The organism is Paenibacillus sp. HW567, assembly GCF_000374185.1.
In the GTDB taxonomy this organism is placed as follows: domain Bacteria; phylum Bacillota; class Bacilli; order Paenibacillales; family Paenibacillaceae; genus Paenibacillus_AQ.
On record NZ_KB910518.1, the window covers coordinates 3,312,487 to 3,329,532 of the forward strand.

General features: G+C 49.9%; 14 protein-coding genes. 5 read left to right on the forward strand and 9 right to left on the reverse strand.

What is annotated here, in order from left to right:
• Positions 1–52 precede the first annotated feature (52 nt).
• Positions 53–634 carry an NAD(P)H-dependent oxidoreductase gene (locus B212_RS0115165; protein WP_019911744.1) on the reverse strand — a complete coding sequence of 194 codons (582 nt, stop codon included), beginning with the start codon at positions 632–634 and terminating at the stop codon, positions 53–55.
• Positions 635–728: 94 nt separating this feature from the next.
• Positions 729–1,151 carry a MarR family transcriptional regulator gene (locus B212_RS0115170; RefSeq protein ID WP_028530853.1) on the reverse strand — a complete coding sequence of 141 codons (423 nt, stop codon included), beginning with the start codon at positions 1,149–1,151 and terminating at the stop codon, positions 729–731.
• A 288-nt stretch (positions 1,152–1,439) separates the two neighbouring features.
• On the opposite strand from B212_RS0115170, the gene B212_RS0115175 reads away from it, so the two are divergent.
• Positions 1,440–2,255 carry a DUF6492 family protein gene (locus B212_RS0115175; RefSeq protein WP_019911746.1) on the forward strand — a complete coding sequence of 272 codons (816 nt, stop codon included), beginning with the start codon at positions 1,440–1,442 and terminating at the stop codon, positions 2,253–2,255.
• A gap of 14 nt (positions 2,256–2,269) precedes the next feature.
• Positions 2,270–3,592 carry a sugar phosphate nucleotidyltransferase gene (locus tag B212_RS0115180; RefSeq protein ID WP_019911747.1) on the forward strand — a complete coding sequence of 441 codons (1,323 nt, stop codon included), beginning with the start codon at positions 2,270–2,272 and terminating at the stop codon, positions 3,590–3,592.
• 33 nt (positions 3,593–3,625) lie between these two features.
• On the opposite strand, the gene B212_RS0115185 is transcribed toward B212_RS0115180, so the two are convergent.
• Together B212_RS0115185 and B212_RS0115190 are read right to left on the reverse strand one after the other, a co-directional pair.
• Positions 3,626–4,315 (reverse strand): aspartate/glutamate racemase family protein, encoded by a 690-nt coding sequence (locus B212_RS0115185; protein ID WP_028530854.1) that lies wholly within the window; start codon positions 4,313–4,315, stop codon positions 3,626–3,628.
• A 37-nt stretch (positions 4,316–4,352) separates the two neighbouring features.
• Positions 4,353–4,691 carry a winged helix-turn-helix transcriptional regulator gene (locus B212_RS0115190; protein WP_019911749.1) on the reverse strand — a complete coding sequence of 113 codons (339 nt, stop codon included), beginning with the start codon at positions 4,689–4,691 and terminating at the stop codon, positions 4,353–4,355.
• A 105-nt stretch (positions 4,692–4,796) separates the two neighbouring features.
• Here B212_RS0115190 and B212_RS0115195 point away from each other — a divergent pair, with 105 nt between their 5' ends.
• The gene (locus B212_RS0115195; RefSeq protein WP_019911751.1) at positions 4,797–5,189 is read left to right on the forward strand and encodes a RidA family protein; all 393 of its coding nucleotides are present in this window, start codon (positions 4,797–4,799) and stop codon (positions 5,187–5,189) included.
• 84 nt (positions 5,190–5,273) lie between these two features.
• Here B212_RS0115195 and B212_RS0115200 read toward each other — a convergent pair whose 3' ends face one another.
• Entirely contained in the window at positions 5,274–6,239 is a 966-nt protein-coding gene (locus tag B212_RS0115200; RefSeq protein ID WP_019911752.1) for a hypothetical protein, read from the reverse strand.
• Between the two features lie 20 nt (positions 6,240–6,259).
• On the reverse strand, positions 6,260–8,467 hold the full coding sequence (gene sbnA, locus B212_RS35805) for a 2,3-diaminopropionate biosynthesis protein SbnA (protein WP_332258063.1): 2,208 nt from the start codon (positions 8,465–8,467) through the stop codon (positions 6,260–6,262).
• Positions 8,468–8,632: 165 nt separating this feature from the next.
• Here sbnA and B212_RS31510 point away from each other — a divergent pair, with 165 nt between their 5' ends.
• A complete protein-coding gene (locus B212_RS31510; RefSeq protein WP_019911754.1) occupies positions 8,633–9,508 on the forward strand; it encodes a YheC/YheD family protein in 876 nt (291 codons plus the stop codon).
• Positions 9,509–9,542: 34 nt separating this feature from the next.
• Here B212_RS31510 and B212_RS0115220 read toward each other — a convergent pair whose 3' ends face one another.
• Positions 9,543–12,185, reverse strand: coding sequence for an alpha-L-rhamnosidase (locus B212_RS0115220; RefSeq protein ID WP_019911755.1), 2,643 nt, complete (start codon positions 12,183–12,185; stop codon positions 9,543–9,545).
• Between the two features lie 104 nt (positions 12,186–12,289).
• Between B212_RS0115220 and B212_RS0115225 the strand changes: the two genes are divergently transcribed.
• A complete protein-coding gene (locus B212_RS0115225) occupies positions 12,290–13,192 on the forward strand; it encodes an AraC family transcriptional regulator (RefSeq protein ID WP_028530855.1) in 903 nt (300 codons plus the stop codon).
• 49 nt (positions 13,193–13,241) lie between these two features.
• Here B212_RS0115225 and B212_RS0115230 read toward each other — a convergent pair whose 3' ends face one another.
• Both B212_RS0115230 and B212_RS0115235 read right to left on the reverse strand, forming a co-directional pair.
• Positions 13,242–15,227 (reverse strand): beta-galactosidase, encoded by a 1,986-nt coding sequence (locus B212_RS0115230; RefSeq protein ID WP_019911757.1) that lies wholly within the window; start codon positions 15,225–15,227, stop codon positions 13,242–13,244.
• A 172-nt stretch (positions 15,228–15,399) separates the two neighbouring features.
• A complete protein-coding gene (locus tag B212_RS0115235; RefSeq protein WP_019911758.1) occupies positions 15,400–16,908 on the reverse strand; it encodes a DUF5605 domain-containing protein in 1,509 nt (502 codons plus the stop codon).
• Between the last annotated feature and the right edge of the window lie 138 nt (positions 16,909–17,046).

Consider the following 17,046-nt stretch of genomic DNA (forward strand, 5'->3'; position numbering starts at 1 on the left):
CCCGGCGCTGTCTCCGGGACAACGGCAGGCCCGATAATAAGCAAGCTTTCGGTTAGAATAAAGAGGTTACTTTTTCTTCAACCTGAACGAGGATCTCCTTGAGAGCTTCCGGGTCGGCTGCAGAAATACCGCCAAACAGCAAATGATCCACCGCTTCGATTCCCGTAAAGTCAAAAATACCGGTATCGGAAGTAATTTTGAGTCCAGCAGTCATTCCGATTTGATCATAGTACTCGTTCGGAGTGCCGTGCGTATTGATGATGAACCCTTTTTTGCCCGCAAGCAGCTTGTCAATACCATTTGCTCCATAAGCATACGCGAAGCCGTAAGCAAATACCCGGTCAACATAACCCTTGATAATCGCAGGAAGCCCTGTCCACCAGATCGGGTAAATAAAGGTGACCACCTCCGCATCCGTAATATATTTCTGTTCAGCAAGAATATCTGCCGGAGTCTGTCCGCTGCGGATGCCTACGAAATCCTCAGGCTTAAGCACCGGTTGGAAATCAAGTGCGTACAAATCACGTACTACGACTTCATGACCTTTTTTCTTCAGTGCATTAACCGTTGTCTCCAGAATGGCATGGTTAAGGCTCTCAGGATTGGGATGGGCATATACGACTAGATGTTTCATTGTTATTACCTCCGATGATTGAATTTGGTTGAATATCATCTTGCTTATGATTGATAGATATCTATATAATTATGCAAAAAAATTTAAAAACTATTTAGAATCTTCTATAAATATGCTCCAGCAGAAATTCAAGATCCTCCCGCTGCGCAGGACTGAGACCGCCGTAAATGGCTTCATTCAGCTTATCCGATATGTCCCGAAATGCCGGCTGCAGCGCAACGCCCTTCTCTGTAAGCTTTACTAAAGTTACTCTGCTATCCTCCCCGCTCTTTATTCTGTTCACATACCCCAGCTTCTCCAGCTTGTTGATCAGGACAGTCACTGTAGGCTGTGTAAGGTGAATCTTGTTCGCAAGCTCCTTGACAGACAAGCCATCCTGCTCATAAAGAAAGATCAACACATCGCCATGTGAAGGGACAATACCCTCGACGCCGTGTTTCTCAAGCTCGGAAACGATCATCTTGTAAGCCTCGGTGCGAATCTTGCTGATCAATGATAAAGCGTTATATTTAAGCATGACCTTATTATACATAGACATCTATACAATCGCAAGCATAGGTTTACTCTCGCCAAGGCAATCGCTTACGAAATGAACTAAATATAGGGAAAACAAGGAAAACCGTAAGGTTGGCTGGCTTGATCAGAAATAACAGCAGAAATGTCAATTGGATTGGAGTTTTTTTGCGTTCATCTGCCAGAGCAGGAAGATTGGCTTCACGGCGGCCTCTGCCCGGTCATAAAGCGATTACCCGACATACATTAATGCAGACGCCTTATATGTCAATTTGTGCACGGAGATGATCTTATGTCAGCTACTTCAGCAGGCTTAACGAACAGCGGACCTCCCATAGATATCCTGATCCCGGCCATTGAAAAAGATCTGGCCACCCTCCGCCATGTGATAGACGGCCTTCGCCGCCATGTCCGCCATCCCATCAGCAACATCTACATTGTCTCGCCCAACAGCACCCGGATCAGAAGTCTGTGCACACGCAAAGGCTGTATTTTTGTCAATGAAACCACTGTGCTGCCCTTTACCAAAAAAGATATCCATTATTCCTCTCCCCGCTGGAACCGCTCCGGCTGGCTGTATCAGCAGCTACTCAAGATGAACGGTGACCATATCTGCCGGGAGAGCTTTTTTCTCGTCATTGATGCCGATACGGTGCTGATTAAGCCTCACCGGTTCCGTTCCGGGGGGAAAAGCATCTTTTACTGCCGCAACTGGAGCCAGCCGGAATATTTCCGCACCTACCGGAAGCTGCTCGGTACTGCCGCCCCTTCCCCCAAATCCTTTGTCACCCATTACATGCTGTTCGAAAAAGCAAAGCTGGCCGGACTGAAAAGAAAAATCGAAGCCCGGCACGGAGTATCGTGGCATGCCGCCATTCTCCGCAGCATCGACAAGCGGAGACAGTTCGGCTTCTCCGAATTTGAGACGTATGCCAATTATGTGTACAGCGGAAACAGCGCCTCGGTGCTGCTCAGAAACGCCAATAATACCTCGCTGAAAACCTCGGCGGCCGCCCTGGGCAAAGAGCAGATTCAGAAGCTGGCCCGTACCTACCGCTCGCTTTCGTTCCACCAGCGTAAGGGATACTCCATTCCGGCCAAGCACTAAGGAGGCAGACAGCCTTGCATACCATTCTTCTATGCGGCGGTTCCGGCCAGCGGCTGTGGCCGCTGTCGGGCCGTATCCGTTCCAAGATGTTTCTGAATCTGCTTCCTGCACCGGACGGCGGCACGGAGTCGATGATCGGACGGGTATGCCGTCAGCTCGACCACGCCGGACTTGGTGAATCCGCATTGTTCGTCACCCACCAGGAGCAAATAGGCCTGACGCGGCGGCATACCCGGAATGGATATCCGGTGATTGGGGAGCCGCATAAACGCGGCACCTTCACCGCAGCAGCGCTGGGTGCCCTCTACTTGTATTCCACAGGGAAAGCGAAGCCGGAAGATACGATATGTGTAGCCCCGGCCGATATGTTTGCCGATGACGGCTTCTTCCGGTTATTTCATCAATTCACTGACATATTAGCCGTCTCCCAGGCCGAGCTTGTGTTGCTTGGGACAAGGCCCACTCATCCATCGGACCAATACGGCTATATTGTTCCGGGCGAGGGTGCAGACGAAGCGTATTCCCCGGTCATTTCCTTTGAAGAAAAGCCAGACGGCTCCAGAGCTGCGGAATTGATCCGTGAGCATGCGCTGTGGAACTGCGGAGTTTTTGCGTTTCCGCTGCGCTTTATGCTGTCGCATGTACAGCAGATGGGGCTGCCCGCTGAGCTCGACGCCTTTACAGAGCTGTATCCCGAATTCCCGGTCCGCAGCTTTGACAAGGAGGTGGCTGAACGCAGCAGCAAAGCCGTCGTGCTGCGCCATGAAGGCGAGTGGCTGGATCTGGGAAGCTGGGATACGCTGACCGCCCAACTCCCTGAACCGGTGATTGGCGCCGGGGGGATGTGGGGAGCATGCCGGAATACCCATATTGTCAATGAATTGAACATTCCGCTGCATGTAATCGGTGTGTCCGGCATAGTCGCCGTAGGAAGTCCCGAGGGGATTCTGATTGCCGGTAAAGGCGAAGCGAACGCGATAAAAGAAATCCTGCAGAATGCTGCGGGGGAACCGAAATACGGGGAACCCGAGTGGGGAAGCTTTACCGTCCTGGACCGGACTATGAATGGTTCGAAGCTTGTGCTTACAATTTCATTGTCCCTGCTGCCACATCATGACTTGCCCGAAATACTCTGTGAGCATTCCGGCAAGAGCTGGATCATCTTATCCGGTGAAGGAGAAGCGGTTCTGAACGGATTGCCCGCCGCCGCACAGGCAGGCGGAATATTTACAATAGCCAGAGGAGACCGGCACGGAATGAAGGCTTTTACAGCTATGAAATGGATCGAGGTGCGGACGCTCGAAGGTGAGGATGACGAACGGATTTACAGTTCATGAGTCCCTTAATTACCTGCAAAAAAGAAGAGGACGTTATTCGCCCTCTTCTTTTGCATGAACATACCTCTTCACCACAGCTTGCGCCAGACACTCTGACGAATCAATCAGGACAAGCTCTTCTGCACTACCTTTAGCAACTACATTTAAATCAGTACATGCAAGTATAGCGACGTCTGCCTTCCGCACCAGTTCCGAATACAATCGTTGCCACAACACATTTGCTTCTTGGATTTCACCTGTTTTTATGTTGGTAATAATGGCATTCACCCATTGTTGCCAGTGATCCTGGTGGAGACAATCAAGTCCAAGGTTTTCCAGACTCTTTTGATAAATGCCAGATTGAACCGTGGCGGGTGTAGCTAACAGCGCAATCTTTTCAGCAGTCTTCGGCAGCCTCAGAATGGTCTCATCCACTATATTCAGCACAGGCACAGAAACGGAATTTTTTATATTTTCATAATACAAATGTGCCGTATTGCAAGGAATTGCGATAAAAACCACACCCGTTCTCTCCAGCTTTTGGGCACCGTCAATAATAGCCTTTTCCATAGCCGCATGGTCGACTGGCCTGTCCATGTAAAAAGGTGTCGGACATGAATAGATCATCATATGGGGAAAATCAATGTCATACTTGGCGCCATATATTTGCTGGCACTGGTCCACCACCCTATCGACAAAAGGCCCTGTAGATTTGGGTCCCATACCTGCTAAAATTCCAATCATCCTTACCCAGATCCTTTCTATAATAAGCATACTGGATTTAATTAGTTTGGTTTTTTTCGCCCCACTCACATAATTTCTCCAAAACCGGCAATAGTGTTTCCGCTTTAGCTGTAAGACTGTATTCGACTTTAGGGGGAACTTGAGGATACTCCTTCCGGTTCACCAGACCGTCCGCTTCTAATTCTTTTAGCTGTGAGCTTAATGTTTTAAACGTTATCGCGCCGATTTGTCTTTTCAGATCATTAAAGCGAACCGTTTGGTTTTCTGCCAGGAGATACAGAATAACCATTTTCCATTTACCGCCAATCACTGACAACGTGTAACCAAAGGGGGTTTCTTGAATACTTGTAGCCTTCTTATAGTCAGCTATACTCATCTTACGCTATCCTTCCGGGTAGTACCTATCAAAAAAGTGCGTACTACTCATTTATTTATGTTCATTTTATACTAGCCTTACTTTGAAGAAAAGGAGAGAAAAAAATTGACTACTGCTAAAATCTACAATCATGGCGTTGCATGGGAAGAAGCCTTCAGCGTCACCCAAGGCTACAGCGTTAACGGCACCATCTACATTTCGGGACAATTTGCCCATGATATGCAGGGCGAGTTCATTGGCGAGGGTGATATCGAAGCGCAGACCCGGCAGACACTGCAAAATCTCGATCGCGTATTGGCGGGATTTGGTGTCACTAAGTCGAACATCGCTGAGATGGAAATCTTTCTGACTAACCCGCAAGAGCATTTCGAGCCATGCATCGCTCTGTACAAGGAATATACGGGTGACCATCGGCCGGCTGCTACCCTCATCGGCGTGTCGGGGCTGGCGTTCCCGCATCAACTGATTGAAATCCGCGCCGTCGCACACACTGACTAACCCGGCCACCACGTAAAAAGCTTTCACAGAAAACCCGCTCACCCGGGCGGGTTTTCGATGTTTATTCGTCCAATTTTCTTCCCCTTACGCAAGCTCTGCCCCAATCCCTTTATCTCTTGCAATCTTCACATAATATACCGCTATAGCGATATCGAAGACGGCCATCCCCATCGGGCAGAACAAAACCGGCTCATCCGCAGTGAATTCCGTCAGGCTGCGGCGGGAGACAACATCGGTAATCATCCGGGTGCCGGCACGGGTAAGCCCCTGTTCCAGATAGAGCCGCTCGATGTCCGTATTCTCGCGGCACACTTCATCCCAATCATCGACGATGATGGCGTTCACTGAAGCCAGCGCCTCCGGCTTATAATCTCGCAGAGACACATTCAGCAGCAGACTGCCTTTTGCCGGGGGAAGATCAATATAACGGTAATCCGATACGGTACATGTAATGAAAATATTGGAATGCTGATACACATCCGCCCATGTCTCTGCCGCTTCCATCCTGTCCCTGTAAAGAGGCGGAGCTTCTGACAAATCAACTCCCCTTATATCGAATATACGGATACGTTCGATTCGTTCTCCATACAGAGCCGTTGCCATTTGCAGATGCTGCTGCCCAATCGGGCCCCAGCCGATAATGCCGAGCTGAATAGGGCCCAGCGGACGCGCCTCCAAAAAGTGGCGGAGCATTAGTCCGCTGATGGAAGCGGTCCTGACGATGCTAGGGACTGGCGAATTCAGCACCGCTGAAGGCTCGCCTGTAACGGGATCATTTAGTACGATGATGCTATGCGCACGGGGAAGACCGGATTTTAGATTGCCCGGGAAGCTGGAAATCCATTTGATTCCGGCTGCACTCACGTCTCCCCCTATATATGCAGGCATTGCAATAATGCGGTTTTGAAGGTTTTTATATCTTAGGTATGGTTTTATCGGCTGTGCGTAATCACCTGAATCAAGAATGCGCACCGCAGATTCTACCGAATCCACAAGGGCAGGCCAATCAAAGCCTATTGCCCGTATGTCCCGGTCGTTTAAGTACAGCATGCTGTTTCCTCCTTTTGCCGTTAAGAGAGAACATCTCCGTCTTCAGACGGAAGCTCTCCGCCGAACTGGCGCTGAACCCATGAGTCTGAATATACCGTATCGAGGTAACGCTCCCCCTTGTCGTGCAGAATGACCGTGCAGACAGAGCCCGGAGGTATCTCCTGCTCCATCTGCTGAACTGCGGCAATTATCCCGCCGGAGGATGCCCCGGCCAGAATCGACTCGCTCCGCGCGAGCGCCCGGCAGCCTTGAACGATATCCCGGTCCGAGACATGCACGATACGGTCGATCAGATCTCTTCTGCAGAAGGGCGGCACGATGCCGGCCCCGAGTCCCGGGAACCGCCGCTGCCCCTTATTTCCGCCAAAAATGGCGCTGCCCTCCGCGTCGACGGCTACGATCTTGGTCCCCAGACCGTGATCCCTCGCGTATTCCGCAAGTCCCCGGATCGTACCGCATGTACTGACGCTGCAAAACAAATAATCCACCCGGTCAAGTTCATTCACGATTTCCTTCATGGTTGTATGGTAGTGGGACAGATAGTTGTTCTTGTTCCCATATTGATTCGGCCAGAAGCTGCCCGGTATTGCCGTGAGGAGCTGCTGCACCCGGTTCAGCCTGGCAGGCAAAAACTCGCCGGTGTCCGGGTCAGGGTGGACAACGTAGTCGATGGTTGCATCCAAAGCCTTCAGGATTTGCAGATTCGTTTCCGTTGTTCTGGGGTCAACCACGCTGATAAAACGCAGCCCCGCATATTTGCAAATCATAGCCAGGCTGATCGCCATGTTTCCCGAACTCGATTCAATGATGGTCGTTCCCGGCCCTATGGTTCCTTCCCTCCACGCCTCCTCAATCATCCGCAGGGCAGGACGGTCTTTCGCGCTTCCCCCGGGGTTCAGCAGCTCCATTTTGGCGTAAACCCCCAGCCCGTTCGTCTGGAACAGGTTGCTAAGCTTGATTAAGGGCGTATTTCCGATGGTCGATAGAATACCCCCATTCAGGTTCAGCCCGGCCCTGTCTTTAGCCATCTGGTAATATAGCTTCTTATTCTTCACCTGCCCGCTGTCCAGCGGCTCATCTTCGGCAGCAATGATAACCTCGATATCGTTCAGCAGATGATTTCGGATCATCATGCCGATTTCCGGAATGCATTCTCTGATCTCCTGCCGGATGGCCTGAACAGTGGCGTCAACTGCGGATTTGCTCTTGATATAGACAGTCAGTGCGTTGCTTCTTACTTTCACCCGGATGATTGCATCCTCAAGATGACGGTATACCACCTGTTCGATATCGTACAGGCTGATCTTTTCTCCGTGCTTCAGCTCCCGGCCTACCCGTTTGACGATGGACTCGAAGCTCATCTTTTCCACCCCGCCGATCATCACGGGCCTGAAATCCCTAACGACGTCATAGGTAACAAAACGGATGGCAGGCAGCAGCTTGCGGACGTTCGAGGTAAGCACCAGGATGCTTTCGTCTGTACCCAGCGGCTGCAGCTCCTCATCTAACTCCTGCGTCCCGATCCCTTCCGCATAGATTCCATCGGCAACAATATACCTGCCAAGCTCATGCGAGTAATAAGCAATCGTGCCGATTTCAATGGAGCCGTACGTGTCGATGATGTCGCGCGGCTCCAGACCGAACAGGCGGGCCATATTCCGCTGCCACTCTGGCGTGGCAATTTCCCCGACCAGAATAATTCTGCGGATGCCGAAGGCACGCGGATTGTCCGAGGCGTATACGATATGATCCAGAATGGAAGGCATCGTGTACAGCACATCCGGCTGAAAGGCTTGCAGCCGTTCAATGTGCTGTTCGATGGGCAGCTCAAAGGGGATTGCATGATTTTCCAGGCCAAGCCGTTCAAATATGGATAACGCAGTATTCGCTGCATGTCCGGTCCCCATGTCCGCTACTGCTCTTGTGCAGCCGCTCCCCGCCAGAAGCTCTGCGAACAGCTTTGTTTTGATATCAATATAGTGCCTATCGTCTTCCTGGGAGTAGAAGATGGATTTTCGGCGGCCCGAGCTTGTACCCGACGTCCTGTACACGGACAAAGAAGGGTCAGCGGACTCCGTGTAATAATAGGTTTCCAGTATTTTTGACGTCATAAGCGGCAGGTCCTGTAGGCTGTAATTCGTTTTCTCACCGCCGATCAGCCCTTTGTACCACGGATAGCCCCCAATGACTTCCTGCACCTTATCCTGCAATTCATCCAGCAGCATCATTGCCGCCTCCTGCTCTGCCGCTTGCCGCGGCCTTTATGGGTAAACACCTACAATAAGCATATGTAACATTCTTTCGGTGTGTTCTATGTCTGGGTGGCTGCCCAATCAAAAACCGGGCCATTCCCATAATATAGCCTATAGATCCTTTGGCACGGAGGGATACAAATGAAGAAACAGATCAGCCGCATATCCAATAAGCTGACCAAAACCAGGGTTCTGGCTGGGAGCCAGGAGCTAAAGCAGCATATCCCGGCAACGAAAAAAATGAATCAGAGGGTACTGCAGGAGATGCTGCATAAATATAAGATGGTGTACATCAAGCCATGCTGCGGATCTTTGGGTCAGGGGGTGATCCGGGTGGAAAAAACGGCCAGCATCGGCTTGAACAGCAAAGGGAGCAGTGATCCGGCCCGCCGAAAGAAACGGCTGCAATACCGCTATCAGGCGGGTACGCGGGTGCACAAATTCTCTGAATACAACACGGCTTATCGTGCAATCTTGAGAGAAACGCTGGGGAAATCGTATTTAGTTCAAAAGGGGGTCCGGCTGCTGAGTTACGATGGACGCCCCTTCGATATCCGGGTGATGGTGCAGCGCAATTCTAATAAGGAATGGGAAGCTACCGGGGTTGCAGGACGCGTGGCACATCCTCGCAAGGTGGTTACGAACGGAAGCCAAGGAGGGACAATTTATCCGGTCGAGGAGTTGCTCAGCACCTACACAAGCATAGAGGAGCGCGAAGCTCTGATTACGGAAATGAAAGAAATTGGTGTGAAGTCCGCCCGGCAGTTAAGCGCCGCCTATCCGGGTCTTCAGGAAATCGGCGTAGACATCGCCTTGGACCAGCACCTGAAGCCTTGGATTCTGGAAGTGAATACAGCTCCCGACCCTTGTCCGTTTACGAAGCTGAAGGACCACAGTATGCTAGACCGAATTGTCAGTTATGGCAAGACCTACGGCCGGACCTACAATCTTAAATGTATGAAATCGAAGCAAGGCGTGGTGAAATCAGAAGCAAAAAGCAGCGAACCTCCAAATTAGGAGACTCGCCGCTTCTGCCGGATATTTGCAGGCTCTAGATTTGTTGACGGATCTCATAGAAGCCCGTCTTAAGAGCGATCATAACATGATCTTCCGCTTCCGAATAATCCAGGCGCGAATTCTCAAGAGCTTCGCCGTTTATCGTAATATGCCTAACCTCCGTATCCCGAAGCACCAGATCGGCCTGCGCATTAAATGGAATGCGCAACTGATAGCGGAGACCATACGCTTCATAGCTCCAGCCGCTCTCATACAGCCCTGCGGCTGTATGAATAGATGCCTTGGCGTAACCCAGAAGACGGTTAGGCTGCGGCGCCAGCCGGATTTTTCTGAAGCCTGGAAAATCCTCTAACGGATTTAATCCGCACATATTCCGGTACATCCATTCAACAATGGAGCCGTACGTATAGTGGTTCAACGAATTCATGCCAAGCTCGCCAAAGCTTCCGTCCGGCAGCAGCGAATTCCATCTTTCCCATATCGTCGTAGCCCCTAGTTTGACCTCATATAACCAGCTTGGAAATTCTTCATTCAGCAAAAGTCTATAAGCCAGATCATTATGCCCATGCTCGGACAGCACCCGGCAAATATATGGCGTTCCGACAAACCCCGTGCTTAAATAATTCTTGTTATTCTCCAGATTTTCTCTGAGGGATTGGACAATTCTTTCCCGGTGCTTCTCTGGAACAAGCTCCATAAACAGAGCCAGGATGCAGGCTGTTTGTGTCTCCGCCACCAGACGCCCCCGCGTTGTCAGAAACTCCTCGCAGAAAGCTTCCTTCACTTCATTAGAAAGCTGCTGATATTCATTGGCTATAGCTTCTTTGCCTAGAACTTTAGCGGCTTTTGCTACGAGCTGCGATGAATAAGCATAATACGCAGTTGCTATGATGTCAGTGGGTGTTCCTCCAAATACATCAAATTCCCCTTTGCCATCCAAGGCCAGCCAATCCCCAAAGTGGAAGCCTGTATTCCACAGCCTGCCGCCATCATCCTGTGACCTAATGTAGTCAACATAAGCCTTCATACTGTCTAGCTGCTGCTCCAGAATCGCCGTGTCCCCATAATGAAGATACAAATTCCAAGGAATGACGGTCGCTGCTTCAGACCATGCGCTGGAGCCGCCGGACAAAAAATTGTTTTCCCCTCTGCTGCTCATTCCGAAGCTGGGGATCACATGAGGTACAATCCCGCCCATACCCGACTGTTCTTTGGCCAGATCATACAGATATTTATGGAAAAAAGCATCCGAATCCATGTTAAAGCACGCGGTACCCGAGAACATCTGAGCATCCCCTGTCCACCCCATCCGTTCATCGCGTTGCGGGCAGTCGGTTGGCACATCAAGGAAATTCCCCTTTTGTCCCCATAATGCGTTCAGAATCAGCCGGTTCACCATCGGGTTAGACGTTTCTATATGCCCCGTCGCTTCCAAATCGGAGTAAACAACACATCCGGTGAAGTCCTCCGCTCTTACATTCCCGGGCCATCCCTCAACCTTCACGTACCTGAAACCGTAGAATGTAAAGTGAGGCTGCACCTCACAAGGCCGGCCACCGGAAGTATATTTGAACTCCGCTTTGGCTGTACGGAGATTCTCCCTGTAGAAGCTGCCCTCCTGCATCTCTTCACCGTACTGGAGAGTTATGGTGTGGCCCTTAGGAGCGTTATTGTCAAAGCTGACCCAGCCTACCATATTCTGTCCCATATCAAGCACAACCTCGCCTTTCGGCGTATGAATAACGTTAACAGGCTTGAGCTTTTCCATAATTCGCACCGGAATACTTCTGCGGGCTTCGAGCAAATCGAACCCAATGTCAATAAGACGCACTCCTGTCCAGTTGCAATCATCGAATAAAGCGGTTGACCAAGCTTCGTCATATTTATTAGCATCCTGAATCTCGCCATCATAAATATTACTGTCAACAATATGGGATGGTGCAGCTTTCCAGCTTCCATCCGTGGATATGATATCCGTGCTCCCATCCGTATAATGGATAACAAGCTCGCAGAGAAAAGCAAAGCTGTCCCCGTAATGTCCTCCCTCCTCACCCTGGAAGCCAAAACGTCCCTTATACCAGCCATTACCGAGCATAGCTCCTACGGCATTGTTCCCTTTCGTTACCAGACGTGTGACATCAAAGGTCTGATATTGAATCCAGTGATTATAGCTGTTGCAATAAGGCGTTAAGTATTCGTCACCGACCCGCTTGCCGTTAATTTCAACCTCATATAACCCTAACCCGCACACATAAAGATTTGCCTGGGCAATATCTCCGGTAAGGCTGAACCCTTTTCGCAAAAGGGGATGGACGGCTTGGTCTTCCCAGTCCGGCGTAATCCATTGCCCTGACCAGGGCTGATCCAGCTTAGAGGTCTCAAACCAGGCGGCAGAACTAATAAGATCCCCGATGTCCGTCCATACACGCACCCTCCAGTAATACCGGGTACAAGGCTCCAATTTCATTTCCAGTGTATGACCGATACTGTCAATATCCTCTCGAACGCCGCTGTCATGCACGATGTGCAAGAACGCCACGTCATACGCCACTTCTACCTGGCAAGCCTTTTGAAGGGTAGCCCCCTCAGCCTCTGTCACCCAGCTTAAGCGGGGCTTGTTAAGGTTATATCCTAATGGATTTACGATACGGTTGCATTTCATAGAAGCTATTTTCATTTAAACTCTCCTGTCTGAAAAAGAATTTACCGCATATCCAAAGTATACCTGCTTCATATTTTCTATTTCATGGGGGCATATTATAATTGTATGGGGTGAATTTTATGAATAATGCTGTGATTTACCGTGATTCCGGCGAGCGATTCTTTAATAACGGCAATTCTATATTTCTAAATCTATTTAGTGAGAGCCCGGAACCGCACTTACATGTTCATGACTTTATTGAAATTTCATATGTGGCCTCCGGGTCAGGTATACATATTCTTGGGGATAGCAAGTATGAGGTTTGCAAAGGGGATTTGTTTCTGATCAACTACGATATCCCACATGAATTCAGATCCTTTGCTTCTCCTGCCGCCCCGCCTTTACAAGTCTATAACTGTGTATTCAAGCCGGATTTTATTGATGTGAATCTTAATGATTATAAGGATTTCAGCGACGTGATTCACTATTTGTCCTTTCGTTCTGTGTTCTCTTTGGGGTCTGATACTATGGATGATCTAAAAATATTAGGCGGGGAAAATTCAGCTATCGAAGCGATGTACAAGAAAATGCTAGTGGAATTTACGAACCAAGAGGACGGATATATTGAAATGCTTAGGGCGTACCTGATGGAATTGCTTATTACAATCTTCCGTTCTTTAAAGAAGTCAGACAAGACCAATAACCGCACAATGTCACATCATGCCAAGCTCATAGAACAATCTATCCGGCACCTAAAAGCAAACTACACAATAAGCACAAAGCTTAACGAGCTTGCCTCTCAGTCGTTCCTGAGCCCTACTTATTTCTGCAAGCTGTTCAAGGAGCATACGGGCATGACCGTTTCAGAGTATGTTCAGAGGCTGCGCATCGAAGAGGCCTGCAATTTGCTTACCCACACGGACAACAAAATTATTGTCGTCGCTGAGCAGGTAGGCTATAAAGACATTAAGCATTTCAATGAGGTGTTCAAGAAGCTTACCGGCCAGACTCCAAGTGTCTATAAAAAATTGCATGAACGGTGAAAGCCCGCCATATTAACAGGCGGGCTTCAAAACAAGTCCGTAAGCCGAACTAGAATCCGGTCCGCGGTATTTCCTCAGGCGCCTGAGCCATCGGCTCAATCCGGCCGGACCGGACTTCATACATGTTCCGGTGAGCGACGATCATCTGTTTCACCAAAGCCTGATAAGGCTGCTGGCAGACATCCACTGCCCCAATCTGATAATTCTCCCCGTCAAATCTCCCCAGCACTGTCTGATCGTTAAGCTGAAAATAATGAACACCGATTAGTGCCGGTATTGCGGCAGCTTGTTCAACGTAGCAGCGGTAAGCGAGTCCCCGGTCCTGCTGCGTAGCCACTGCCCGGATGCCATAAGCCGGCAAGCCGGAATCTGCTGCGCCGAAATGATATTCCCCGATCATCACGGGCCGATTAAGCCTGCTGCTGATACGCTCGATAAGCTCCCGGTCCGGTTGAAACTGATAACAATTGATGCTGAATACATCGAAGGCTTCACAGCCTTCCAGCAGATCTTCACTAGAAATCCAGGCATAGCGCATACCCAGGTTCAAATGCCGGGGATCAACAGCTTTGCAAGCCCTTGCAGGAATTTCTACATATCGCCTGATCATCATCCGGTTGAATAACGTAAAGTCGTTCCTCCGCTCCTCATTACCTTCTGCCGATGCTATTCGGCTGACCAAGAGGTCCTGGAAATCATCAAATGAGGATTCCCAAGCCGCGTTCCAGCGCTCCACCGAACCATACCGGTCTTCAAGCCAGGCGATCAGACGGGTTTTGGACGCGAAGTGCACGGGGCTGCGCAGCAGCTCCTCCGTCAAATTCAGTCCGTCAACGAACGCCCAATGCGGTTCGTTCCGCATGAAATAACCTACCAGTCTCTTGTCCTCCTTAAGCGAAATTAGCTGCTTGGCGAACTCCAATGCACTCTCTTCGTACTCGGGGCTGAAGACGTCCGGAAAATCGCGATATATCACCGCACCCGTCGTTGGAAAGCTGTGCATCGGATAGACATACGGAAGCTTGGAGCCGGAGATAAAATCCGGGTCGGACCAGTTTCCGATCGTATTGATCCCCCACTCCTTCAACCGCTGCTCGGTCAATTCCCTCCAGCATTCCCGCCACTGCTCCCCGAATGCGGAGATCAGGTTGGCGATAAAGGGCGAGTATCCGTGCATGCTCCATGCATCCTTATATGACCCTTCCCGCTCTGGAAGCACGGGCAGCAAATGCTCCATTCCCGTTACCCGCAGCTCGGAAGAAGGCCCGATGCAGTCCATTCCCGCGCTGAATAAAGCGTAACCATCCGGGTCAACAAACCACCAGTTCGAGCCATCGAACTCGGTCCGAAAATACCCGGTAGCCGCAAATTGCAGCTTCTTCCAGCCGCCATAGCTGCCGTTAGGCCAGTCGGGGCTTTCCTCCCCATGCCGCGTCCAGGCAAGCTCCTGATTTAATGCAGCTATCATATCTCCGGCTGACTTTGTTTTACCCTGCCATTCTTTCCATGAGAGCTGCCCCAGCTCATCCATATATTGGCTGGGGGTATACTTGAATTCCGGCGCTTCCTGTGTCAGCCGCAGACCCGATATTTCGAACCGCCTGTCAGAAACAGAAGGAATTGTACAGATTGAGAGTCCTTCCATCCGGCTGCGGTCCACAAAGGAATCTCCCCTGAGCAGAGATTGCAGGACCCCTGGATACCGGTCCAGAAATAGCTTTTCGCCATTTAAAGCTGTCAGCGGCAAACACAATCGCGTTGTCACACGGGGAAGAACACCGTAATGAACCGAAATCGACCGCCCGGCAGTATCCTGAAAATGGAAAATGATAACCAGTACGTCGTGGCATTCATGGTAAATATCTGCGGTCAAATATTCGTAGTCCTTCCAAATCCCCGGTGCATACTGCGATAAATCCAGAGCTGCACCGCCTCCCTCCGGAGCTGTTTCAATCTGAAAATGATCCTCCGCAAATGTTGTAATTCTGACTCCTTCGGGAACGCTACGGAATGTACCTGCCAAAGATAATGTCATCCTCTGCTCTGCTCCTCCCATGAAATCTTACAGTCATTCTATAGGGGAATTATGATCAAGTCGATGCCCCAATCTGAAGAACATATCCAATAGATTCAGGACATTGATACATAAAGGCGGACGCTACCGCTCCGTAAGTATCCAAACTTCCCCTCCGTCACTTCTGCCCTTTTTATGTTTTCTTTAGTTCAAGTGATATAGGAATGGCGGTCATTCTCAACGCCATGGAAGTCCGCCCGGGCAGAGCGATCCGGAAAGTGCCCTCATAGCTATCCTCCAGCCTCTCCACCGTCATGTTCCAGGTATCGAGCAGTTCAACCTTAAAGCGGATGTTTGGTTTCATCTTGAATTCACGGAACATCGGCTGATTGAATCCGAAATAGAACAAATAATATTCATCTTCGATCCCTGCACAGGGCACATCCCAATCGGAAGGCAACGGGTTTAAGCCCGCTGACGGTCCCTCTTCCATTACACGGCGTAAAAACGCAATCCGCGTTGGACTGGTACCGTAGAGCCGACCGCCTTTGGCCCACCATATTTGGTCCTCTGGATGCAGGTAAGTTTCCCCATGTCCGACATATCCTCCGCGCACGAATCCTTCCCAGAAGCGCCGGACCATTTCTTCCCCGGTAATGTTTCCCCAGCCGTGCTCCACATTGCCCTCGTATGCACATTCGTCGATAACTACCGGCTTATTCCATTGTTTTCTCCATTCGTCTGTATTCTCGGCCGTCTTGTATACGTCAACACGTTGAATACTGCAATGGGTAACCCACGGCTTGTGAAAGTCGAATAACTTTGTACCATTGTGGTTAGATATCAGGTGGTTATAAGGATCGTTGTCCGTTACGATTTGAGCGAACCGCTCCCAATCATCAATGCTTTTACTCCCGATAAAATCGTATTCATTAGCAAGAGACCACCAAATATGGCGATAAGCCGAGAGTCTTGCCACAATGTAACGAAGGTATTGATCGTCTGCAGCCTCGCCCATCTCAGCGAACCCCCAGCGGTCGTAGGGATGGAACAGGATCAGGTCTGCTTCAATACCAAGCCTCCCGAGATCGGCAATCCTTTCCTCCAAATGCCTGAAAAACGCCGGATTAAACCTGCTATAGTCCCAGCCCTGCTCAAGCGAACCTGCAAACGGATAGTATACCGGCTCATTGGTGTTATATGAATATGACTTAGGGAATACACACATTCTCAATTTGTTAAATGAGGACGCTTTCAAGGTTGCCAAAGTCATCTGTTCCATGTCTTCCCCCTGATGGGTCCATGCGTAACAAGTTGTGCCGACCGGAAGATACCGTGTTCCGTCCTCATAAGCAAAATGAAATGTATTGTTGACCCGGACCGGTCCGTGGTTTCCTGACTTTGCAGCCATACACTCAAATACACCTTCGATTCCATGAAGAGAATGTTCTGTACTGCTTGTTCTGAAGAGCCACTTCCCTTCGCTGTCCGGCATGAACCGGATGCAATACACACCTTCACCATCATAGAACCCGGAGGTTTGAATGGCGCGTTCTCCAAAAGTAAACTCTGCGTTCAATGAAACGTCCACAAATGGATTGCCCTGCGCAGGTCCTCCATGCAGAACAATTTCACATACTCCCCATTTAGCCACCTTCTCCGGGACTACAGCGGAGATATGATCTTGTGTTTTATAAGCCACAGCATAAGCTCCTTCCTATTCTTCTTAAGAATGATGAAAGATCAACAATCAACCTAAACAAAACTAAATTACGATGGACATTTACCACTTTTTTACTCAATTAAATCCTACATCAACTTAAATACATCGTCAATACAG